The 20,742-nt window shown below is 47.5% G+C and carries 21 protein-coding genes; 17 read left to right on the top strand and 4 right to left on the bottom strand.

Features of this window, described 5'->3' with window-relative positions:
* The first annotated feature begins 16 nt into the window (after positions 1 to 16).
* Genes uppS through THICY_RS04895 form a run of 10 tightly spaced genes read left to right on the top strand, consistent with a single transcriptional unit; the run spans position 17 to position 10,045 of the window.
* Positions 17 to 778 (top strand): polyprenyl diphosphate synthase, encoded by a 762-nt coding sequence (uppS, locus tag THICY_RS04940; RefSeq protein WP_013835511.1) that lies wholly within the window; start codon positions 17 to 19, stop codon positions 776 to 778.
* Entirely contained in the window at positions 772 to 1,599 is an 828-nt protein-coding gene (locus THICY_RS04935) for a phosphatidate cytidylyltransferase (RefSeq protein WP_013835510.1), read from the top strand. The genes uppS and THICY_RS04935 overlap by 7 nt, the downstream gene beginning before the upstream one ends.
* Positions 1,584 to 2,993 (top strand): RIP metalloprotease RseP, encoded by a 1,410-nt coding sequence (gene rseP, locus THICY_RS04930; protein WP_013835509.1) that lies wholly within the window; start codon positions 1,584 to 1,586, stop codon positions 2,991 to 2,993. Before THICY_RS04935 ends, rseP begins: the two co-directional genes overlap by 16 nt.
* Entirely contained in the window at positions 2,986 to 5,289 is a 2,304-nt protein-coding gene (gene bamA / locus THICY_RS04925) for an outer membrane protein assembly factor BamA (RefSeq protein ID WP_013835508.1), read from the top strand. The genes rseP and bamA overlap by 8 nt, the downstream gene beginning before the upstream one ends.
* Before the next feature lie 40 nt (positions 5,290 to 5,329).
* Complete coding sequence (locus THICY_RS04920; RefSeq protein ID WP_407635097.1) at positions 5,330 to 5,899, top strand: OmpH family outer membrane protein; 570 nt, start codon at positions 5,330 to 5,332, stop codon at positions 5,897 to 5,899.
* A 22-nt stretch (positions 5,900 to 5,921) separates the two neighbouring features.
* Positions 5,922 to 6,971, top strand: a complete 1,050-nt coding sequence (lpxD, locus tag THICY_RS04915) for a UDP-3-O-(3-hydroxymyristoyl)glucosamine N-acyltransferase (protein ID WP_013835506.1) — start codon at positions 5,922 to 5,924, stop codon at positions 6,969 to 6,971.
* 34 nt (positions 6,972 to 7,005) lie between these two features.
* Positions 7,006 to 7,443 carry a 3-hydroxyacyl-ACP dehydratase FabZ gene (fabZ, locus tag THICY_RS04910; RefSeq protein ID WP_013835505.1) on the top strand — a complete coding sequence of 146 codons (438 nt, stop codon included), beginning with the start codon at positions 7,006 to 7,008 and terminating at the stop codon, positions 7,441 to 7,443.
* Positions 7,444 to 7,455: 12 nt separating this feature from the next.
* Entirely contained in the window at positions 7,456 to 8,238 is a 783-nt protein-coding gene (gene lpxA, locus THICY_RS04905; RefSeq protein WP_013835504.1) for an acyl-ACP--UDP-N-acetylglucosamine O-acyltransferase, read from the top strand.
* A 7-nt stretch (positions 8,239 to 8,245) separates the two neighbouring features.
* Positions 8,246 to 9,436 (top strand): lipid-A-disaccharide synthase, encoded by a 1,191-nt coding sequence (gene lpxB, locus THICY_RS04900; RefSeq protein WP_013835503.1) that lies wholly within the window; start codon positions 8,246 to 8,248, stop codon positions 9,434 to 9,436.
* Entirely contained in the window at positions 9,437 to 10,045 is a 609-nt protein-coding gene (locus THICY_RS04895; protein ID WP_013835502.1) for a ribonuclease HII, read from the top strand. It begins immediately after the preceding gene.
* Positions 10,046 to 10,140: 95 nt separating this feature from the next.
* On the opposite strand, the gene ykgO is transcribed toward THICY_RS04895, so the two are convergent.
* Positions 10,141 to 10,266, bottom strand: coding sequence for a type B 50S ribosomal protein L36 (gene ykgO / locus THICY_RS04890; protein ID WP_006459136.1), 126 nt, complete (start codon positions 10,264 to 10,266; stop codon positions 10,141 to 10,143).
* A gap of 158 nt (positions 10,267 to 10,424) precedes the next feature.
* Between ykgO and THICY_RS04885 the strand changes: the two genes are divergently transcribed.
* The 6 genes from THICY_RS04885 to THICY_RS04860 all read left to right on the top strand — a co-directional run bounded on the left by THICY_RS04885 (position 10,425) and on the right by THICY_RS04860 (position 16,000).
* Positions 10,425 to 12,395 (top strand): ATP-dependent DNA helicase, encoded by a 1,971-nt coding sequence (locus tag THICY_RS04885; RefSeq protein WP_013835501.1) that lies wholly within the window; start codon positions 10,425 to 10,427, stop codon positions 12,393 to 12,395.
* A 1-nt stretch (position 12,396) separates the two neighbouring features.
* Positions 12,397 to 13,071 (top strand): tRNA (adenosine(37)-N6)-threonylcarbamoyltransferase complex dimerization subunit type 1 TsaB, encoded by a 675-nt coding sequence (gene tsaB / locus THICY_RS04880; RefSeq protein WP_013835500.1) that lies wholly within the window; start codon positions 12,397 to 12,399, stop codon positions 13,069 to 13,071.
* A gap of 125 nt (positions 13,072 to 13,196) precedes the next feature.
* On the top strand, positions 13,197 to 13,649 hold the full coding sequence (locus THICY_RS04875; RefSeq protein WP_013835499.1) for a universal stress protein: 453 nt from the start codon (positions 13,197 to 13,199) through the stop codon (positions 13,647 to 13,649).
* A 35-nt stretch (positions 13,650 to 13,684) separates the two neighbouring features.
* Entirely contained in the window at positions 13,685 to 14,632 is a 948-nt protein-coding gene (locus tag THICY_RS04870) for a hypothetical protein (protein WP_013835498.1), read from the top strand.
* A complete protein-coding gene (ylqF, locus tag THICY_RS04865) occupies positions 14,629 to 15,582 on the top strand; it encodes a ribosome biogenesis GTPase YlqF (protein WP_013835497.1) in 954 nt (317 codons plus the stop codon). Before THICY_RS04870 ends, ylqF begins: the two co-directional genes overlap by 4 nt.
* Before the next feature lie 124 nt (positions 15,583 to 15,706).
* Positions 15,707 to 16,000, top strand: coding sequence for a ComEA family DNA-binding protein (locus THICY_RS04860; protein WP_013835496.1), 294 nt, complete (start codon positions 15,707 to 15,709; stop codon positions 15,998 to 16,000).
* A 12-nt stretch (positions 16,001 to 16,012) separates the two neighbouring features.
* Here the strand turns inward: THICY_RS04860 and THICY_RS04855 are convergent, their stop codons facing one another.
* Genes THICY_RS04855 through THICY_RS04845 form a run of 3 tightly spaced genes read right to left on the bottom strand, consistent with a single transcriptional unit; the run spans position 16,013 to position 19,402 of the window.
* Positions 16,013 to 17,050: a lysophospholipid acyltransferase family protein gene (locus tag THICY_RS04855; protein WP_245534937.1), complete on the bottom strand. Its 1,038-nt coding sequence runs from the start codon at positions 17,048 to 17,050 to the stop codon at positions 16,013 to 16,015.
* Entirely contained in the window at positions 16,983 to 18,722 is a 1,740-nt protein-coding gene (msbA, locus tag THICY_RS04850; RefSeq protein ID WP_013835494.1) for a lipid A export permease/ATP-binding protein MsbA, read from the bottom strand. The genes THICY_RS04855 and msbA overlap by 68 nt, the downstream gene beginning before the upstream one ends.
* Positions 18,723 to 18,733: 11 nt before the next feature.
* Positions 18,734 to 19,402, bottom strand: coding sequence for a fused DSP-PTPase phosphatase/NAD kinase-like protein (locus THICY_RS04845; RefSeq protein ID WP_013835493.1), 669 nt, complete (start codon positions 19,400 to 19,402; stop codon positions 18,734 to 18,736).
* Positions 19,403 to 19,474: 72 nt separating this feature from the next.
* Here THICY_RS04845 and THICY_RS04840 point away from each other — a divergent pair, with 72 nt between their 5' ends.
* Positions 19,475 to 20,695: a phosphotransferase gene (locus tag THICY_RS04840; protein ID WP_013835492.1), complete on the top strand. Its 1,221-nt coding sequence runs from the start codon at positions 19,475 to 19,477 to the stop codon at positions 20,693 to 20,695.
* Positions 20,696 to 20,742: the final 47 nt, after the last annotated feature.

Below are 20,742 nucleotides of genomic sequence, written 5' to 3'. Positions count from 1 at the left end.
TATTAAGTTAAGTGGGATGCATTGTTTGACAAACCTTAAGGATCAACAAACACCGGGAGTAGCACCCTACATACCGCAACATATCGGCATTATCATGGATGGTAATGGCCGTTGGGCAAAGAAGCGCTTTTTGCCTCGCTATGTTGGTCATCAAAAAGGCCGAACGGCGGTTAAAAAAGTCATTCAAGCGGCGATTAACCGTGGTGTGCAAGCCTTGACACTATTTGCCTTTAGTACTGAAAATTGGCGTCGGCCAGCCGATGAAGTTTCCAAACTAATGGGGATGTTCTTAACGGCCTTGCAAAAAGAAGTAGATACCCTGCATAAGCATAATGTTCGCGTCCGTGTTATCGGAGATAAACACGGTTTTTCACCAGACATTCAAACCTACATCGAACGAGCTGAAACCCTCACTCAGCATAACACCGCTTTGCATCTAAATATTGCCGCCAATTACGGTGGCCGTGCTGACATTGTAAACGCGGTGCAGGCCTGGCAACAGGCTAATCCGGATCAAACCTTCGCGCAATTAACCCCCGATGCCATCCAGCCATTTTTAAGCTTGTCGGACTTGCCGGAACCGGATTTATTGATTCGTACCGGTGGTGAAGAACGAATAAGTAATTTTATGATTTGGCAAATGGCCTATGCCGAATTCTATTTCACCTCAACACTTTGGCCGGACTTCAATGAAGTGGAATTTGACAAAGCACTGGAATCCTTTGCTAAACGTCAACGTCGTTTTGGTCAAACCGGCGAGCAGGTCACCCAATGCTAGTGCCTAGAATTATTACCGCTATCGTGTTGTTGACCCTAGCGGGCCTAGCATTATTTGTTGCTGATGAAAGTTGGTGGCTCTATATCGTCTTTGGTGTTGTAACGCTAGCCGCTTGGGAGTGGCCTAATCTCTATGGCTGGCGCGCAGAAATGCTCAAAGCCAGCTATGCGCTTGTTGTCCTCAGCTGTGTATGGGCGCTTTGGCAACTAGATCTAGCATCATGGATGACGGGTTTCGTGCTAATACAACTATTAGCAATAACCTATGGTGTTGTGCGTTATCAGCGAGCCAAAGGACAGGTACAGCTGTATCAAGACACCTTTGTAGCCATGACGCTCGGTGCGATTTTTATCTCCGCTTTTGGCTTGGCATTAATTGAATTGCGTATGAGCTTTTCTGTTTGGTTATTGCTTTATGCCATGGCATTGGTGTGGATTATGGACACTGGGGCTTATTTTGCTGGTCGACAATGGGGCAAGCGCAAATTAGCCGCCTACGTTAGTCCAGGTAAGAGTTGGGAGGGGGTTTGGGGCGGTCTGGTGTTGGTGGCCTTGTTTGCTGTTGTGGTCGTGATCTCAGGCGGCTTAGCAAACCTAGCCCCCGATCAGGCGCTATCAGCCCCAGCCTTTATCCTATTGAGTATTGTGGTGGCTTTTATCTCGGTAGGTGGGGATTTATTTGAGAGTTTACTAAAACGTCAGTCAGGTATTAAGGATAGTAGTCGCCTCCTACCTGGCCACGGCGGTGTCTTGGACCGCGTGGATAGTCTATTAATTGCATTACCCTTGTTTTGGGTGGGATGGTCATGGTTAGTAGCGTAATTTGGTCCATTGTTGGCTTTATTGTATTGATCGGCATTTTAGTCACCATTCATGAGTGGGGGCACTATGCCGTGGGTCGCTGGTTTAAAGTCAAAGCGGAAGTGTTTTCAGTGGGTTTTGGTAAACCCATTTGGACGCGACAAGTCGGCGAAACTCAGTTTCAATTAGCCGCCATTCCATTAGGGGGCTATGTTCGCTTTTTAGATGAACGTAATGGGCCTGTTGATCCTGCCGAACAAGCACGCGCCTTTAATCGCCAATCGGTCTATAAACGCTTTGCCATAGTTGCCGCAGGGCCTGCGATCAATTTGCTGTTTGCGTGGTTAATCTATATCTTTATCTATTCCGTCGGTGTGGCCCAGCCAAAAGCACTGTTTACCCTAGATCAGCCCGGATCACCTGTTGCCCAAGCACTGTCCCCATTAGGTTCGATGGGCGAATCGACCGAGCAGGCCTGGTGGATTATCGCGGTTGATGGTCGGGACGTTTATGGTTGGCAGGGAGTATCCCAAGGTTTGGTGCAAGGGCTGATTAATCAGCATGACACAATTAAGCTCACCTTATCAGCCGATATTGAGGCATCCGAACCCTTAGTAACCCAAGACGTCAGATTGCCGATCAGTCATTTAAATATTAATGATTTTAATGCCGATGTACTATTTGAACTGGGTTGGGCACGATATTTACCGAGTTTGCCAGCGCAGTTAGACCGCGTCATTGAGGCCAGTCCGGCTCAACAAGCGGGTTTGCGCGCAGGTGACATTATTGAACGGGTTAACGACAACTCAGTAAGTAGTTGGCAGGAACTGGTCGCCTGGGTGCATGCCAATCCGGGACAAACGGCACAAATAACCTATCGCCGCGATGGTGCCGAGTTTAATACTTGGGTACAATTAGCGGCATTGGTTGTTAATGGTGAAACGCGCGGGCAGTTAGGAGCCAGTGTTTACCAAGACCCAAGCATCATAAGACAGTACCAGCAAACGCAACAGCTTGGTTTATGGTCGGCTACAGTGGCTGGATTAGAGCAAACTCAAGCCCTAATTAGTATGACGCTGACCATGCTCAAGCGTATGATTACCGGTGATATAAGTTTAAGCCATTTATCAGGGCCTATTAGTATTGCGGATTTTTCAGGTCAAGCGATTCAGTCCGGCTGGGTGCAATTTTTAACCTTAATGGCGCTGTTAAGTTTAAGTCTCGGTATTTTAAATTTATTGCCTATTCCCATGCTTGATGGGGGGCATTTAACCTATTATGTGTATGAAATGATACGCGGCAAGCCAGTAAGCGAAGGCTTTGAAATGGCGGCGCAACGTGTTGGATTTTTAATGATTGCAGGCTTGACGCTGTTAGCGATTTCCAATGACCTGCTAAGGCTATCGAATGGATAAAATGATTACTCGTTACTTCAAACCTAAATTGCTCGCAACCCTCTGTGCGCTGACTGTCGCATCGGGAGCTGTTGCGGACGATTTTGTAATCAGTGACATACAAGTACAAGGCACCGAACGTATTGGTTTTGAAACTCTCAACACCTATTTACCGGTTCGCGTAGGCGAAACCCTAACGCTTGGCCTAGAGCAAGAGAGTATTCGGGCGCTATTTCGAACCGGATTTTTTAACGATATTGCCTTGTTCCGGGGTGATAACAATGAACTTATTATTCAAGTAGTCGAGCGCCCATCTATAGCTGATATAGTGATCAAGGGTAACCGGTTGATTAAAACCGACGATCTAACCAAAGCACTTACGGGCTTGGGAATTACCCAAGGGAAAATTTTTAATCCGGTTGAAATGGAACGGGTTATCCTCGATTTGCGTCGTCAGTACCATAACCAAGGTTATTACGCGGCACAGGTACAAATTAGTGTCGAAGACTTGCCGCGCAATAGAGTCGCACTCAATATTGATATTACCGAGGGTGCGCCCGCATCTATCGAACGGATTAGCTTGGTGGGTAACAACACCTATACCGATAATCGCTTAAAAGGTCAGATGTTGTTAAAAGAAGTCGTTGTGTTTGGTAGTGCCGACAAATACTCGCGTCCCAAGCTACAAGCAGACTTAGAAACCTTGCGCTCTTTCTACCTAGACCGAGGGTTTGCAGAATTTGACATTAATTCCTCACAAGTGGCTCTGTCTGAAGATTTAACCGAGGTTTATATTTCGGTCAACATGACCGAAGGTCCGCAGTATCGGCTCGATCAACTCACCTTCAGTGGCTCTGGCCGTATTCCAGAAGCAGAACTGCTCGAGCTTCTCAATCTTGAAGCGGGTGAGTTATTTTCCCGCAGTCGTATCATAGCGGGTATTAATGCCATACGAGACCGTTTTAGTGACATTGGTTTTGCATTTGCAGATGTTGATCCACGCATTGACCTTAACCAGGATGAGCAATTAGCGACTATTAACTTTGTATTGGACGAAGGGTCACATGTCTATGTACGTCGTATAGAAATTGAAGGCAATACGCGAACACGAGATCACGTGTTACGTCGAGAAATGCGTCAATTTGAAAAAGCCCCTTACTCATTGCAAGCCGTGCGTCAATCGACATCACGATTAAACCGTTTAGGTTATTTCTCCAGTGTCAATGTCGATACCCGTCGCGTTGCTGATGATGAGGTGGATTTGGTGATTCAAGTTGAAGAACAGCCAACCGGATCCTTTACCGCCGGTATTGGTTTCTCCCAGTTAGACGGGATTAGCTTTAACCTAGGTATTGCCGAAAAAAATCTCTTAGGTAGCGGCAACGAGCTCGAATTAAGTATTAACTCATCGGTGGCGATTCAAAGTGCCGATATCGGCTTTACCAATCCCTATTTCACCAAAGATGGCGTCAGCTTATCAACTGGTGTTTTTTATAGTAAGGTCAATGCGTCAGAGCTAAATATTACCGATTACACCCTTGACAGACTCGGCGCACGCATCAGCGTAGGTTATCCAACATCCGAGTTAACGCGTTTAAATATGGGTCTGCGGATTGAAGAAGTTGGGGTTAACTGTAATACCAGCAACTTCGTGGATTGTAATAATTTTGTTGACGACTTTGGCAAAACGAATGCCGTTTTATCCTTAACTGGCGGTTGGCGATACGACAGTCGCAATAGCTTCTTCTTCCCAACCGAGGGTCATCGAGCCAGTGTTTCAGCGCAAGCCGCTATTCCCGGTACCTCAGATGTCACTTTTTATAAAGTCTTCCTTGATGAAGCCTGGTGGACGCGTATCAACGATGACTTTACGCTAAAACTATCTGCATCCTTGGCCTTCGGTGAAGGCTATGGTGATTTAAATCGCTTGCCATTCTACGAGCGTTTCTTCGCCGGGGGCATTGGCTCGGTGCGTGGCTTTGAACCCAACTCACTCGGTGGTTTTTATACCCCTGATGAAGGCTCCAATCGCCCACGTGGTGGCGATGCGCGAGCGATTACAACGGCAGAGTTGGTTTTCCCGATGCCCTTAATAGAAGATTCAAGCAACATACGTCTGAGTTGGTTTGTGGACGGTGGTAATATTTACGCCAATTTAGACGATGTTGACCCTAGTGCGTTTAGAATAGCCACAGGTCTGGGTTTCTCATGGATTACGCCAGTAGGACCCTTAGCCTTTAGCTTTTCTCGACCCATTAAAACGGAAAAAGGTGATAAAACACAGTCATTTCAGTTTAGCTTAGGTGTGCCTTTTTAGGCTAACACGCTTACAATGACAGGATGAGTGTTTTAGTATGGTGCAAAATTTGAATGGAATTAAACATATGCGTCAATGGTTAGCAGTGGGTTTCGTTACAGTATGGCTAGGCTTTCAGCCCTTACAAACTTGGGCTCAGTCAGATGCCGTCAAGGTTGGCGTTGTTAATGTTGCGGTTCTTTTAGAACAATCGCCACAAGCAAAATCAGCAAGTGCCGGTTTAGAACAAGAATTCTCGGCCCAACAACAAGAGCTCATTAATCTTAATAGTCAGATGGAGCAAAAGCAGAGCGAACTCAATCGTGACCGTTTAGCCATGACCGAGTCTCAGCAAAATTTACGCGAACGTGAAGTGGCGATTCTGGGGCGCGAAATTCAACGCAAACGCAATGATGTACAAGAATTGCTCAACATCCGCCGCAATGAAGAGCTGGCCAAACTGCAAAATGTGGTTAATGATGCTATTCGAGCAGTGGGTCAGCGCGAAGGCTTTGACTTGATTCTTTACGAAGGCATTGCGTTTACCAGCTCACGTATTGATCTAACCGAGCAGGTGTTGCAATACATGACCGAGTTGCACGAGCAACCTGGCTCCAACTTTAATCGTTAAGCAAGACACAAGGCGTTTGCGGGTGAACTATTCAGGACAGCAACTCTTAAATCATTTGCTCCAATTTGGGATGGATGTGCAAGCGCACGGGCCATTACCCGAGCAATTAAGTGGTATCGCGCCTTTAGATCAAGCGACGCCCGAGCAAATGAGTTTTGTGAGCCAGTCCAAACACTTCAATAAAGTGGCCTCGAGCCAAGCAGGCCTGCTCCTCATCAAACCGCACTGGCTAGAAAAGTGCCAGCCACCGATGTCGGCATTGTTAGTAGCCGATCCGTATGCGGCTTTTGCCGTGCTAGCACAGTTTTTTTATCAAACCCCACGCCCGGCGTCGGGAATTCATCCACAAGCGGTTGTCAATAGTGGCGCCCATCTCGCATCATCAGCGGTGATTGGACCCTTTGTGGTTATCGAGGCCGGCGCGGTCATTGGCGAAGATGTCGTTATTGGTTCGCACTGTCGAATTGCAGCGGGTAGCAAAATTGGTGCGCGCACGCGTATTGATAATAACGTCTCAATCCTGCATAACTGCGAAGTGGGCAATGATTGTCATATAAAATCTGGTGCGGTGATTGGCGGCGATGGTTTTGGGTTTGCACCCCACCAAGGCCGCTGGCTAAAAATTCCTCAAGTCGGTCGCGTTATTATTGGCGATCGTGTTTCGATTGGTTCCAATACCTGTATTGACCGTGGTGCATTGGAAGATACCCGTATAGGTGACGATTGTATTATTGATAACCTGATTCATATCGCTCATAACGTAAGCGTGGGTAAAGGCACGGCTATGGCCGCGCAAGTGGGGATTGCTGGCAGTACCCATATTGGCGAATATTGTGTCTTTGCGGGTCAAGCTGGCGTGGTCGGTCACACCAGAATTGCTGATAAAACCACCTTGATGGCTCGAGGTGGCATTATTGCTAATATTGATGAATCTGGGGTCTATTCCGGTTTCCCAGCTGTCCCTCATGCCCAATGGCAAAAAACAATCATTCAAACGCGAAAACTGACAGAGTTGACACAACGTATTAAACAACTCGAAAAACACTTGGCAAAGTTCTCAACTGACAACTAGGCTGGTTATTTGATTTTATTTGGAACATTAATTCATGCTAGATATAAAAGAAATATTCGATTACTTGCCGCACCGTTATCCCTTTCTATTAGTTGACCGCGTGACCGAGATAGAACTGGGTGTATCACTAAAAGCCTATAAAAACATCACTTTTAACGAACCACAATTCACCGGGCACTTTCCAAATAATCCGATTATGCCCGGTGTGATGATTGTCGAAGCCATGGCTCAATGTACCGGAATATTAGCATTCAAAACGCAAGAAAAAAAATCAGATGGCAGTACCATGTATTATTTAGCAGCAATCGATAACTGCCGTTTTCGACAACCTGCAGTTCCTGGTGACCGCCTTGATTTTTCAGTGGTCACCACCGGTCAAAAACGGGGGATCTGGAAATTTGAATGCGAAACCCGCATTGATGGCAAGGTCATTGCCTCAGCGGATCTGATGTGTGCCGAGCGTAAGGTGTAAAAGGTTGCAACTATGTCTGTTTTAATTCATCCCACCGCCGTCATTGACCCAAAAGCGCAACTTGCCGATGATGTCAAAGTAGGCCCTTTCTGTGTGATTGGAGCTCATGTGCAATTAGAGCAGGGGTGTCAGCTTGATTCTCACGTAGTCTTAGATGGGCATACACGCATTGGTCCGAACAACCGTTTTTTCCCCTTTAGTTGCATTGGTGCCGCGCCGCAAGACAAAAAATACCGAGATGAGCCGACGGAAGTTAGAATCGGGGCGGGCAATACCTTTCGCGAAAATGTCACCGTCAATACCGGAACCGTTCAAGATTTAGGTTATACCGCCATTGGCGATAACAACTGGATTATGGCTGGCGTTCATATTGCCCATGATTGTGAGGTGGGCAATAACACCATTTTTGCCAATGCCGTTGCCTTGGCCGGTCATGTTAAGGTCGACGATTGGGCTATTCTGGGCGGCTACACCCTGGTGCATCAGTTCTGCCATATCGGGGCGCATGCTTTTTGCGGTATGGGCAGTGTTATTAACCAAGATATACCCAACTATGTTGTGGTATCGGGCAACATCGCTAAACCGCATGGCATCAATGCCGAGGGTTTGAAGCGCCGTGGCTTTAACGAAACCCAAATTAGTCTCATTAAAAAAGCCTACCGTTTGATCTATCGCAAAGAACTTAAGCTCGTTCAGGCTATTACAGAAATTCAAGCCATCAATGATAGCGCCGGTACCTTAGACTCGTTGTTAGCCTTCCTTTCTCAAGACCATCACAGTGGCATCATCCGATAACAGGGCTATGAATCAAACGTCACAAACGCCACCGGTATTTGCCATGGTGGCCGGCGAGCTCTCTGGCGACACCCTGGGCGCCGATTTAATGCAAGGTTTGCTCACTCGTTATCCCCATGCACGATTTGTTGGTATAGGGGGGCCTAAGATGCAAGCACTCGGCCTCGAAGGTTGGGCCGATATGAGTCAGCTGTCCATTATGGGCTTTGCCGAAGTCATCAAGCATCTCCCTAAATTACTAAAACTGCGTGCCCGCTTAGCCAGGCAGATCATAGCGCTCAAACCCCATGCATTCATTGGTATCGATGCGCCAGATTTTAACTTAGGTCTGGCAAAAAAACTCAAACAAGCAGGCCTGGTTACGGTTCATTATGTCAGTCCATCAATATGGGCATGGCGGCCAAAGCGAATCCACAAAATTAAAGCATCCGTCTCGGGGATGTTAGTGTTGTTTCCATTCGAAGAAGCGATATACCAACAACAGCAGATTCCCGTAAGCTGTGTCGGACATCCGCTTGCCCAGCAAGTGCCCACCAACCCAGACGACCCAGCCGCCATTCTTGCGGCAAAATCAGCGCTTAATATCTTGCCAGAGCAACCGGTTATTGGTGTATTACCGGGCTCAAGATTAAGTGAAGTGACCACCATGGCACCGATTTATTTGGATGCTTTGCTAAAACTACACCCACGTTTTCCGCTTTATCAGTTTGTGGTGCCCTGCGTTAATCAAAAAATTTATGATTTATTAACGGAGTTAGTCGCGCAACAAGCACCAGGCCTGCCTATAAAACTGGTACAACAACCCGCACAAACCGTCATGCAGGCGAGCGAACTGGTATTGGTTACCTCGGGAACCGCTACGCTAGAAACCGCATTAATGGCCCGTCCAATGATCATTGCGATAAAGGTACATCCGTTATCCTATTGGCTGATGAAGCAGATGGCATTATTACCCTGGGTCGGTTTGCCCAATATTTTGGCGCAAACACCCCTGGTTCCGGAGTTTATTCAACAGGATGCGTGTGGTGACAAATTAGCCTTGGCGTTAGGTGAACTTATTGAAGATGGGCATGCTCGCAACACCCAGCGCCAAGGGTTTTTGGCAATCAAACAATCGCTAACCCGAGACTCCGGGCAAGTGGCGGCGCATGCTGTGACAGCGTGGTCGGGGCTGACTTCAACAAGGGAATCACCTTAAATGGCCTCAACTCCAAATTTGGAACCGATACGTCTCAGTCCTGACAGCTATGCTAGCTCGGTGGGTATTGATGAAGTTGGGCGCGGTCCTTTGGTAGGAGAGGTGGTTGCGGCCGCGGTTATCTTACCCGCCAATCATGGTCTGCCTTTAGCGGACTCAAAAAAATTATCTGCCAGCAAACGCGAAAGCCTCGCCGCACAAATCCAAGCCATCGCACTCGACTATGCGATTGTCGGTGCGACACCCGCTCAAATTGACCAGCTCAATATTTTACAGGCGACCCTGTGGGCGATGCGCCAAGCCGTCGCCCAATTATCAAAACCCATCAGTCATGTTTATGTCGACGGTAATCGTTGCCCCGCAATAGATCATGCCTGCACGCCGGTCATAAAAGGAGACGCGCGGCTAGATATCATCAGTGCCGCAGCTATTATTGCCAAGGTCTACCGTGATCAACAAATGGACCTACTCGACCAGCGCCATCCCGAATACGGCTTTGCACAACACAAGGGCTATCCCACCGCCACCCATTTCGCAGCGCTAGCAAAATATGGTCCATTGCCCGAACATCGGCGCAGTTTCAACTTAAGATTAGCGCAAACAAACTAGCGCAACCATAAGAGTCCAGGCATAAAAAAACCGCCTGATCAGGGCGGTTTCTTGTTTACGCGGTATTTCCAATTGCGTCAAACGACGCCGTTCAATTAACGCTGACGCGCTTTGAACTTAGGATTGGTTTTACAAATAACGTAAACCTTGCCACGACGACGTACAACTTGGCAGTCTTTGTGACGTGTTTTTGCTGATTTCAATGAAGATAAAATTTTCATAATAATTACCTAGGTTAATGTGGATTCAAATTTGAAGATCGCATTCTACTCACAATTCCGCCAAATGTCTAGCGATTACAATCAATAATACACAAGATACTGGGTTTAAGGTATCCTAAGCACCTTTGTAACATTGCGTAGGACAAGGAGCAGCGTTTTTGGCCAAACCAGACTTAACGGCTATTTTTGCCACCGATGGCCGGCTTAGCGAGTCGATTGACGGCTTTCAACCCCGTCAAGCTCAAGTTGAACTAGCACAAGCGGTCGCTAAAACGATCGATGATGACGGTCTGTTGGTCGCAGAAGCCGGCACGGGCACCGGAAAAACCTTTGCCTACCTCATCCCAGCGATTTTATCGGGCAAAAAAATTCTCGTCTCTACCGCCACCAAAAACCTACAACAGCAATTGTTTAGCAAAGACCTGCCCAAACTCAAAAAAATCTGTCAACGCTACCCGAAAGTCTTATTACTCAAAGGTCGCGAAAACTACCTTTGTCAAGCACGGCTCGAACTAGCGCCCCTACAAGAAGCGCTAACCAAAGCCGAAAAACAAACCCTAGGCAAACTACAAGTTTGGGCGGCAAACACCAAAACCGGCGATTTAAGTGAATGCCCAGGGCTTAACGAACAAGACAGTCTCTGGCAAAAAGTCTGTGCCAAGCTTGAATTTTGCCAAGCCAATAATTGCCAAAAAGACAGCGAGTGTTTTTATCCGCAACGCAAGGTGCAGGCAACAGAGGCGGATATAATTGTCGTTAATCACCATCTGTTCTGTGCCGATTTAGCCTTGCGGGAGCAGGGCATTAACGAACTACTGCCGGCCTGCGAAGTCTATGTTTTTGACGAAGCCCATCAACTGGCGGATATCGCGGCACAATTTCTAGGTTTTAACCTCAGTCGTTTTCAGTTAGAAGAACTGGTGCGAGACATCAAAGAAGCGCAAGCCGCCGAAGCGGCGGATAGCCAAGATTTGGTCGATCGTGCCCAAGCCCTACAAGCGCACATCAAAACGCTCAACGCCACATTAGGCAGTTGGGATAAACGCTGGACCTGGCAAGAACTGCAAGCCACCACACCGTTTATGGACGCCGTTGATGAACTGCTCAGTCATCTGCAAGCACTCAATGACCAACTCAGCCAACTCGAAAAGCGGGGTAAACGTCTTGCTAGTTTGGCCAGAAAAACCCAAAGTTGGGTCGAAAGTCTGGCACATTGGATTCAAAGTGACGATCCAACCCAGGTTCGCTGGGTAGAATCCTCGCAAGCACGGTTTCGGCTCAGCCTAGTGCCGCTCAATGTTGACGGTCCTTTTAACCGCCAACGTGCCGCACTCGGTGGCAGTTGGATTTTCACCTCGGCAACCCTCAGTGTGCAGGGTCAATTTGACTACTTCATGCACCGACTGGGTGTGCAAAAAGCACACACCCTCGCACTGGCCAGTCCCTTTGATTACACCCAGCAAGGCGCCATTTATCACCCAGTCGGTTTGCCTGATCCCAAACAAGCCGACTACATAAAAATATGTCTGCGCGCCGTTTGGCCGCTATTACAGCTGAGTGGCGGCCGGGCGTTTTTACTCTTCACCAGCTTTAAAGCGCTCAACGAAGCCAAAGCCATCTTAGCGACTCACTGGGACGGGCAATTATTAGTCCAGGGCGAAGGCGACAAAAACAGCCTGCTGGAACAGTTTAAGCAAGCCCAGCGTGCGATTTTGTTGGGCACCCAGAGCTTCTGGGAAGGGGTTGATGTTAAAGGCGAGGCGTTGCAACTGGTCATGATTGATCGCATTCCATTTAGCCCACCCGACGACCCGATAGTTCAAGCCCGCGAAGCTTACCTTAAAGCCCAAGGTCTCAATGGCTTTGCGCATTTTCAGCTACCCGAAGCCATAATGAATTTAAAACAAGGTTGTGGGCGCTTAATTCGTGATACGGCCGACCGGGGCGTGCTGGTGCTATGCGACCCACGCCTCACTCAAAAAGGCTATGGCAAGCGGATTCGAGACAGCCTGCCGCCATTTCCTTGGTATGAACAGCCAGAGCCGGTAAAAGCGTTTTTAGCCGAGCAGGCTGCAGTTGCAACCCCCACTAAACATCAACCTGAAAACCTATCTGAAAAGGACGTTTAGCATGTCAGCGATTCTTGCCCTTGATGCCACCACCGCCAATTGTTCTGTAAGTGTCGTGTTCGAAAACGGTCAAGCCATCACGCGCAGTGAATGGGTGCCACAAGGACACGCCCGTGTCATTCTGCCTTGGGTTGATGAGGTGTTGCAAGAGGCCCAGCTCGACCCGCAGGCACTGCGTGCACTAGCTTGGGTGCAAGGTCCGGGTGCCTTTACAGGTCTGCGCATCGCCGCCGGTGTGGTACAAGGCTTAGCCATGGGCTGGGAAAAGCCGGTCATTAGCTTGCCTAGCCTTGAAGTATTACTGCATCAAATCCCAACGACTAACCGGATACAAGGTCAGCGCTACTGGGCACTCCTCGATGCACGGATGGATGAGGTCTATGCCCAGGCTTTTCAATATAAAGATCAAGGGTTTGTTGCTGAAGCACCGACGCAACTTTGGCCGCTCAATAGTCTGCGCACGGCACTCGCAGAACCGCACCAGGGGAGCATAGGAGACTTAATGAATCTCAAACAAGGTTGGGACACCCTAAAGCCCCTATTAAACGACTGGCAAGAAGCCTGGCCCGAAGCCGAAACAGCGGGGCGTTTGGCTTGGACGCGGCTAGACCAGGCCTGGTCGTTGGAAGCGCAATTACCAGAACCCGTTTATCTACGGCCGTCGGTGGTAAAATAGTTACATTGCCAAAAAAATGTGCAACACCTGTTAAGCCCTAGACTTTAAAGGTTTTTACGGTAGATTAATTAAGTTGCACACAAACTTATCCACAGTTTCTGTGTAAAACATCACAAGGAGACAGCATGGCGCATTATCACACCCTATTGGTAGCCATAGATTTTTCAAGCTCTAGTAAAAAAGCCCTGGCACGGGCGCAAGCGTTGGCGAGTACGTTTAACGCCAACCTGCATATCTTGCATGTCACCGAACTGCCAAGTTATCCGGTGCTTGAAGATGTGGCCATTACCGGCGTGGCCGGCGCGTGGGTTGATGAACTGGCCGACAAAGTGGTTGCGGCCGCCGAACAGCGGCTAACCAAAATGGTTGCAGAAGCGGGTATAGCCGCGCAATCAATTAAAGTGATTACCGGTGTGCCGCGGCTTGCAATAGTCGCCGAAGCAAAAGCCTGTAAAGCTGACCTTATCATTGTCGGTCGTCGTGGCTTGTCTGGTTTGCAACGCTTGCTGGGTTCGACCGCAGATAGCGTGCTGCATGATGCGCCTTGTGATGTCTTAGCGGTTAGTCTTGACGATTAACGGCACAGACGATTAACGAATTTAAAGAGGACCCTATGCAAAATAGCAAACAATTCCCTAAAGCAGCAGGTTTGCTCATCGCAAAAGTAAGTCTACTGAGCTTGGTCGTGTCATCGGCAGCGGCGCAAACCCATGCCCAAACCAATCCACAATCAGTTGCCGCACCGATAACACAGCTAGCGAGCAATGCGGCATTACCAAACCTAACCGGTCAATTCCGTGTTGGCGATCAAGTGTTTGTAGGTTTGCCCTCAACCACCATTCGTGATGATGCCTTTATCATCGGCCGCATCACCAACATTCTGGACAATGGCGACTACCAACTACAAGTCATGGATTATGTCGAAGGGCATGATTATGGTGCCTTCTGTACGCCTGTCGCGGTCAATACCACGAGCGAATACGGTGATGGCTGGGAGTTGTGGCAAGATACGCGCAGTCTGCGGCAATCGAATTTAGAATTTGTGGTACCCGGTGATTCGGTGATGCCATATCGCACCGGACAGTATCATTATATCGAGCGTAACAATACCTGGGTTGTCTATGGTCGCTGGATATCCGATGCGCCCATATTAGCACCCGAGCGCATTGAGCGGGCCCGAAATGATGCCCCTAATTATGGTTTAGAAGGCATGACCGATGCCTTTAATCTAGCGATTGCGCACCGGATGGCGTTTTATGAAAACGGCTGGGGACGCCCCTATTGGCCTTATGAAACCGTACCATTTTTAAACGGATTGTTAGATGAAGTCGAGCAAATCCTAGCCGATGATCCGGCCATTAATGATCTGTTCTTTGCCAAACCCCGTGACCGTGAACAGCTTAATTCATCGGTTAGAAATGTGTTTTTAATCAGTGCGTTAGATAAGCTTGTTAAGGACAGTTATAACCAATTATATGAAGATTTATCCAAAGCCGATGCAAATGATGTTGCCCGCTTAACCACACGATTAGCCAAATTAGGTTACGAGCCACGTCGATGATCAATTGGTTTCCGGGGCACATGCACAAGGCCCGCAAAGAGATTGCCGAAGTGATGCCTCGAATGGATGTCGTCATCGAAATTCTCGATGCGCGGCTACCGTTTTCCAGCGAAAATCCGCTAACTGCCGGATTGCGTGGCGAAAAACCTTGTATCAAATTATTAAACAAGGTCGACCTCGCCGATCCGCAACGCACCCAGGCCTGGTTAGATTATTTTAATAATCAAGCCGGTGTGCAGGCACTTGCCATTAGTGAAAAAAACAGCAGTACACTGGCGCCGATTTATCAGCGAATTGATAAAGCGCTAGCCGGCAAGGATATTGTGATTCGCGGTGGGCGCGTGATGATTATGGGTATTCCCAATGTGGGTAAATCCACCTTGATTAATGCCTGGGTGGGTAAAAAAATGACCAAAACTGGCAATGAAGCCGGGGTCACGCGCTCCCAGCAAAACATCAAAATCGCCAATAATATGACCCTAACCGATACGCCAGGTTTCCTGTGGCCGAAATTGACGCCACCAGAAGCGGGTTTTCGCTTGGCCATTAGTGGCGCGATTAAAGAAACCGCTTACGACTATATTGATTTAGGTTTGTTTACTGCCCAGTTCTTACTGCAAGATTACCCAGAAGCCCTAACCGAGCGCTATGGCATTGATCTAACCGCCTTAGCAGACCTGGCTATTGAAGAACAAGACGAAGCACTGTTAACCCATATTGCCCAAAAGCGTGGCTGTATGCTGCGTCCAGGGAGTGTCGATTGGGATAAGGTGTGTCGATTAGTGGTTAACGAAGTCAGAGACGGTAAACTTGGCGCCTTAACCTATGAAAGCCCCGAGCAATGTCAAATAGAAGTGGCCCGTGCTCAGCAGGCAGACGCCGAAAAAGCCCGACTCAAAGCGGAAAAAGACGCCGAGCGCAAAGCCCGCACCCGTAAAAATCGCAGGTAAATACAATAATACGCACTTATACTTATTTTAAGAACTTTTAAATATACGCTATTTTACTAATATATAGCTAGGTGAACACATCTTTGTGAAACCTAGCATTTATTAATTAAGTAGGAGATAGCGTATGAAAAAGTTATTAGCAGGCCTGGTATTAAGTTTAAGCATGGCCGGTTCCGGTCTTGCGCTGGCTATGGGCAGTGTCAATATCAACACCGCCAGTGCGCAAGAGCTTGCACAGACTTTAAATGGTGTAGGTATGGCAAAAGCGCAAGCCATTGTCGAATACCGAGAAATGCACGGCCCGTTTCAATCGGTGCAAGATTTGGTAAAAGTTACCGGTATCGGCTTAAGTATTTACGAGCGAAACGAATCGTTGCTACGTATCGACAATGCCCCCGACATGGTCGCGCAACCTTAATCTCGCGCAACCCTAATCGTGGTCGATTAATTCGGCAATAGCCTGTTTTGATAAATCCCAGCGATTATGTACCCACAAGTACTGGCTGGGATTTTTTTTGATTTCAATTTCATACAGCGCGTGCAAGCGTTGCGTATCCTCGGCATCATCGCCACTCGGAAAGTCATCTAAAGCCGGATAAAACCGCACCACATAATACCAGCCCTGCTTGGGGTAGCGAATGGGGTCATAACGGCGTTCGGTAAAAGTCGGCACCACCAGAGCATGGGTTAAGGCCGCAAGTTTCGAGGTCGCGGTATGGCTTTTCGCCGGTTGGTCAAAAAACGGAACCGTCACATGACCCTTACCCCGATAGCGTTGATCCGGTAAATAACCTAAGGTCTGTTGATTGCGCAGAAGGGTGATCATCTTGCGGGTTGCTTGCGCAGGCACCGGGCGGGTCTGGTGTTCGCCTATAGCAAAGGTGCGTCCCCGCAAAATGAGCGCATCCACCAGCGGGTTATCATGCGGCCGATACACCGGATTCAGTGCCATCAATCGACTGAGTAGTAGACCGGTCATTTCTAAATGGGTAAAGTGCGGTGTCAGTATAATTAAACCACGTCCTTGTGCAAGCGCCGCCTCAAAATTAGCCATGCCCTCAAATTCCACCGCCAAGCGATCGTTGCTATTACCAAAAACATGCCCACCGCGATATGGACCAAACCAACATTCGGTCATCTCAGCAAATAACTGCACGCCTAAGGATTGAAAATGCTGTTTGGCAATGGCCTCACGTTGTGCTTTCGGGTGATCGGGTAAGGCGATGGTCAAATTGGCAAGTACCAAGCGTCGCCGTGAACGCGCCAAATGATAGAGCAGGGTGCCCAAAGGCTCGCTTAACCGATACCGCAGTTTTAGCGGCAACAGGCTCAGCAAATAAAACAAACCAACCCCCAGCCAAATGCCCCAATAACGCGGTTGCCAATAGGTTTTAAGCAAATCACCCACTGCCAAGTTCACCCTGTTGCTGTAACCTGGCGTAAGCACCTTGTTGTGCCAGTAAGTCACGATGCGTGCCTAATTCAACCAGTTCACCTTGATCCAACACCGCAATTTGATCCGCCTGTTCAATGGTGCTTAAGCGATGCGCGATAATAATCACCGTACGGTTCTGGCGTAATTTGGCCATCGCCTGTTGAATCATCGCCTCGCTTTGATTATCCAATGCGGATGTCGCTTCATCCAAAATCAAAATCGGCGCATTTTTCAAAAAGGCTCGCGCAATCGCCAAGCGTTGCCGTTGACCGCCCGACAGCAGGGCGCCATTATCACCAATCATCGTATCCAAACCATCCGGCAGTTTTTCAATAAACTCCCAGGCATGGGCATCCTTAGCGGCTTGGATAATCGCCGCTTCATCAAACTCATCATGGCCGTAGGCAATGTTAGCCCGAATCGAATCATTAAACAGCACCACATGCTGGCTCACAAAAGCAATATGCTGGCGCAAATAATCCAGCTCAATATCAGCCAAGGGGGTGTTATCTAATAAAATGTCACCGCTGGTCGGTGCATAAAAGCGGGCAATCAGATTGACTAGGGTACTTTTTCCACTGCCCGAAGCCCCCACCAAGGCGGTGGTTTGGTTAGCCGGGATGGTTAATTGAATCCCTTTAAGGGTCGGTTGCTCAGCGCGATCATACTGAAAAACCAAATTGTTAAGCTGTAGTTCACCTTTAATAGGTGGTTGCTGGGTGCCGGTGTTGGTTTCATTCGTAATCGCTAAAAATTCAAAAATACTTTCTGCGGCCGCCAAACCTTTCTGCAAGGTGATATTGACACTAGTTAGGCGACGAATGGGGTCAAAGGTTAACGCCATTGCCAAAATAAAAGATACTAACTCGCCCGGGGTAAAGGCCCCATCTGCGGCCAGCTTCATGGCAAAGTACACTACAAAAGACAGGGCGATGGCCGCAATAACTTGCACTAGGGGTACATTGAGTGCTGCAACTCGAACCTGTTTTACGTTGTATTGCATTTGTTTCGCCAGCACTTGATTAAAACGCTCAATCTCATACTGTTCAGCGCCATAAACTTTAATATCTTTATGGGCATGAATGCTCTCTTCCAGTTGTTGTGTCACCGCACCCATATTTTCTTGCGATTTTCGACTGTATTTACGCATCAATTGACTGGCTTTATTAATCAAAAAAGCCACCACCGGCGCAATAACCAGCATTAATAGGGTTAGCTCCCAGGACACATAAAGCATATAGGCGAGTAGGGCGATAATCATCAGCGTATCGCGAATTAAAACCACCCAAGCATTTACCAGTGCTTGACTGGTTTGCGATACATTGTGGGTGATTTTTGACATAAGGTGACCAGAGGTTGTGTCCTGAAAACTCTTTAAGGTCATAAACTGCAGTTTTTCAAACATTTCTAAACGAATTTGCAAGGTGGCGCGTTCACTAATCCATTGGCTCACTACCTTGCTGATGTATTCAAACACACCCTTAAAAATAAACACTAAGGCTAACAGAAAGGGCAAAATCACAAAACTATTTGGGTCTTGCTCAATTAAGCCGACATCGACCAGATCTTTGAGCACATAGGCTGTGGCTGGTTCCAAAAGCGCAATCAATACCAAGCTAAACAGGGTTAAGGCAATGGCGCTCTTGTAAGGCAAGATGTAGCGGAGTAATTGGCCATAGAGTTTTAATGATTGTCTATCGTACATAGTTTATAGCCCTATTCCCGACGTAGCAGACCGTTGACGATTAGGTTGGCCCAACCTTGGCTTTTAAAATTCTTAGCAAGTTCATCGGGATTGTAATAATGATCCACCCACTCCCAAAATGACACCGTCGGATTTTCGCTGGCAAAGTTTTCATAGCAGTCAAAAAAATAGTCCAAACGACCGGTATCAGCCCAACGAAAATGACCATACTTAATGGCCAATTCTTCACGCGCTGTTGCGACAGGCTCATCTAAACGGGTAATGCGATACAGCACGCTGGCTAAACCCGCACGGTCGGCTCCCGATTTACAATGCATCAAAATGGGGTATTCCACCGAATCAAACATGACTTTAAGTGCTTGTAATTCACTTATTTTGGGCAAGCGTCTTGATGACAGCTTAATATTAATTAAACTGACCTGGTACTTCTCGCAGGCCTCCGCTTCTAACAAATGCGCGCCTGATTGATTGGCCTTACGTAAGCTCACAATGGTTTTTACACCATGCAGTTCCTTAAGCTTGCGAATAAAACCGGCTGAAGGGTGATTACTCCGAAACGCCTCAGGGCTAAGCTGATAAAAATTACGGTAGAGTTTTCGAATAAGCTCATGGTCAACAAACCAGGCGTGTAAGGTGGCTAAAATGCGGCGCTTTACGGAAAGCTGATGAGAAGATGACATTAACGGGGTTCTATTCAATTAAAAACTCGCTTATTCTACCGTTTTTAAGCCAAAAAGGGTAAGCAAGTCATTATGGCTAATGCAGAATTCATCAAAAATGCCAGACGATATGCCTGGTCATGTTTGCAAGGTGTCGGCAAGTTTTATTATGTCAAGCTGTTTGGCGCCAAGCCGCTTCCCTTGTCGCTGCCAAGGTCTAGTGCAACAACGGCTGCCCTAGTGGATGACCCCAGCTATCAGCAGTTTATAGATTTACCTCTTCAAACCCTAGATGAAGCGACGTTACAAACTTGGTTAAGCCAATCAGCCAGCCCCAGATTAGTGGCGGCTTTTTCGAAACAACCAGCAACTTGGTTAGAGTTAAAAGATGCTACTGATGTAGCACAGCTCACAAACCAAATGGCCCACTTTCAAAAACTAATTCACGACTTTGACAAAGATTTGAAACTACCGAACACAAAAGCAACCTTTTATGGGCGAGGGCATGGCTTGGATAGCCTGAATGTTTATCGGAAACTAGAGGCTGGCAACGAAACCCTATTATTTGAAAAAATCTATCTTAAAACAGGACGAGATTGGTTACTAATTAACTGGTTCTATACCCAAGTTGCGCCAAAATTACCATCGGCAGTCACGCGTGTCCCGATGCTCATAGATATCCGTGAGGGTCAGCAACTCGTTGCCGCTTATTTTGAATTTATTACCGACCCGCTCGATGATTTACAGTCAAAAAATGACCTAATCCAGCGCGGTATGGCTATCCAACAAATCTTGTGGCAATTAACACAGTCCCATCCCCAGTTAGTAACTGAATTTCCTATCGCTCATCAGCAACTAAATAACATACCGCTATTTGCAGGGTGTATGAACCGGTTAGACACATTGCAGGCGCAATTAGCGAAGCAGTTTGGTCTTGAATTGGATGGGTATTGGTTAAAACATCAATTAGAGCGTATAGAACAACACCCGAAACAATTTTGTCATGGCGATATTCATGGTAAAAACCTATCCGCATCAGGCTGGCTAATCGACTGGGATAATTTCAGTTATTTGCCAGTCGGTTATGACATTATGTTGTTACTATCCAAGATCCAAAATATCTATTGCATTGAACAGCTTGAACACATCATTGATCAAGTTAACGCAACAACCTATCCACACCCTTTATCAACCACCATCAAATACAACATGATGTTCTTTGCGGCGGTATTTTATGCCAGAAAACTTAACGAGCGCATTAGCCTATCGACACTTGCGGCAATTTTGCAATGGTTGGCGCGACAAAGTGACTAAGGTGATAAAATAAAACAATTGATTAAAAAGTAACTAGAACTTAATTT

The organism is Thiomicrospira cyclica ALM1, from assembly GCF_000214825.1.
Taxonomy (GTDB): domain Bacteria; phylum Pseudomonadota; class Gammaproteobacteria; order Thiomicrospirales; family Thiomicrospiraceae; genus Thiomicrospira; species Thiomicrospira cyclica.
Note: the sequence above shows the minus strand (reverse complement) of the source record. Positions and strands in the feature narration are given on the sequence as shown.

Excerpts from the sequence above, each read along its gene's own strand:
- uppS (WP_013835511.1), top strand. The coding sequence starts at position 17 with ATGCATTGTTTGACAAACCTTAAGGATCAACAAACACCGGGAGTAGCA.
- THICY_RS04935 (WP_013835510.1), top strand. The coding sequence starts at position 772 with ATGCTAGTGCCTAGAATTATTACCGCTATCGTGTTGTTGACCCTAGCG.
- rseP (WP_013835509.1), top strand. The coding sequence starts at position 1,584 with ATGGTTAGTAGCGTAATTTGGTCCATTGTTGGCTTTATTGTATTGATC.
- bamA (WP_013835508.1), top strand. The coding sequence starts at position 2,986 with ATGGATAAAATGATTACTCGTTACTTCAAACCTAAATTGCTCGCAACC.
- fabZ (WP_013835505.1), top strand. The coding sequence starts at position 7,006 with ATGCTAGATATAAAAGAAATATTCGATTACTTGCCGCACCGTTATCCC.
- lpxA (WP_013835504.1), top strand. The coding sequence starts at position 7,456 with ATGTCTGTTTTAATTCATCCCACCGCCGTCATTGACCCAAAAGCGCAA.
- lpxB (WP_013835503.1), top strand. The coding sequence starts at position 8,246 with ATGAATCAAACGTCACAAACGCCACCGGTATTTGCCATGGTGGCCGGC.
- THICY_RS04895 (WP_013835502.1), top strand. The coding sequence starts at position 9,437 with ATGGCCTCAACTCCAAATTTGGAACCGATACGTCTCAGTCCTGACAGC.
- ykgO (WP_006459136.1), bottom strand. The coding sequence starts at position 10,266 with ATGAAAATTTTATCTTCATTGAAATCAGCAAAAACACGTCACAAAGAC.
- tsaB (WP_013835500.1), top strand. The coding sequence starts at position 12,397 with ATGTCAGCGATTCTTGCCCTTGATGCCACCACCGCCAATTGTTCTGTA.
- THICY_RS04875 (WP_013835499.1), top strand. The coding sequence starts at position 13,197 with ATGGCGCATTATCACACCCTATTGGTAGCCATAGATTTTTCAAGCTCT.
- THICY_RS04870 (WP_013835498.1), top strand. The coding sequence starts at position 13,685 with ATGCAAAATAGCAAACAATTCCCTAAAGCAGCAGGTTTGCTCATCGCA.
- ylqF (WP_013835497.1), top strand. The coding sequence starts at position 14,629 with ATGATCAATTGGTTTCCGGGGCACATGCACAAGGCCCGCAAAGAGATT.
- THICY_RS04860 (WP_013835496.1), top strand. The coding sequence starts at position 15,707 with ATGAAAAAGTTATTAGCAGGCCTGGTATTAAGTTTAAGCATGGCCGGT.
- msbA (WP_013835494.1), bottom strand. The coding sequence starts at position 18,722 with ATGTACGATAGACAATCATTAAAACTCTATGGCCAATTACTCCGCTAC.
- THICY_RS04845 (WP_013835493.1), bottom strand. The coding sequence starts at position 19,402 with ATGTCATCTTCTCATCAGCTTTCCGTAAAGCGCCGCATTTTAGCCACC.
- THICY_RS04840 (WP_013835492.1), top strand. The coding sequence starts at position 19,475 with ATGGCTAATGCAGAATTCATCAAAAATGCCAGACGATATGCCTGGTCA.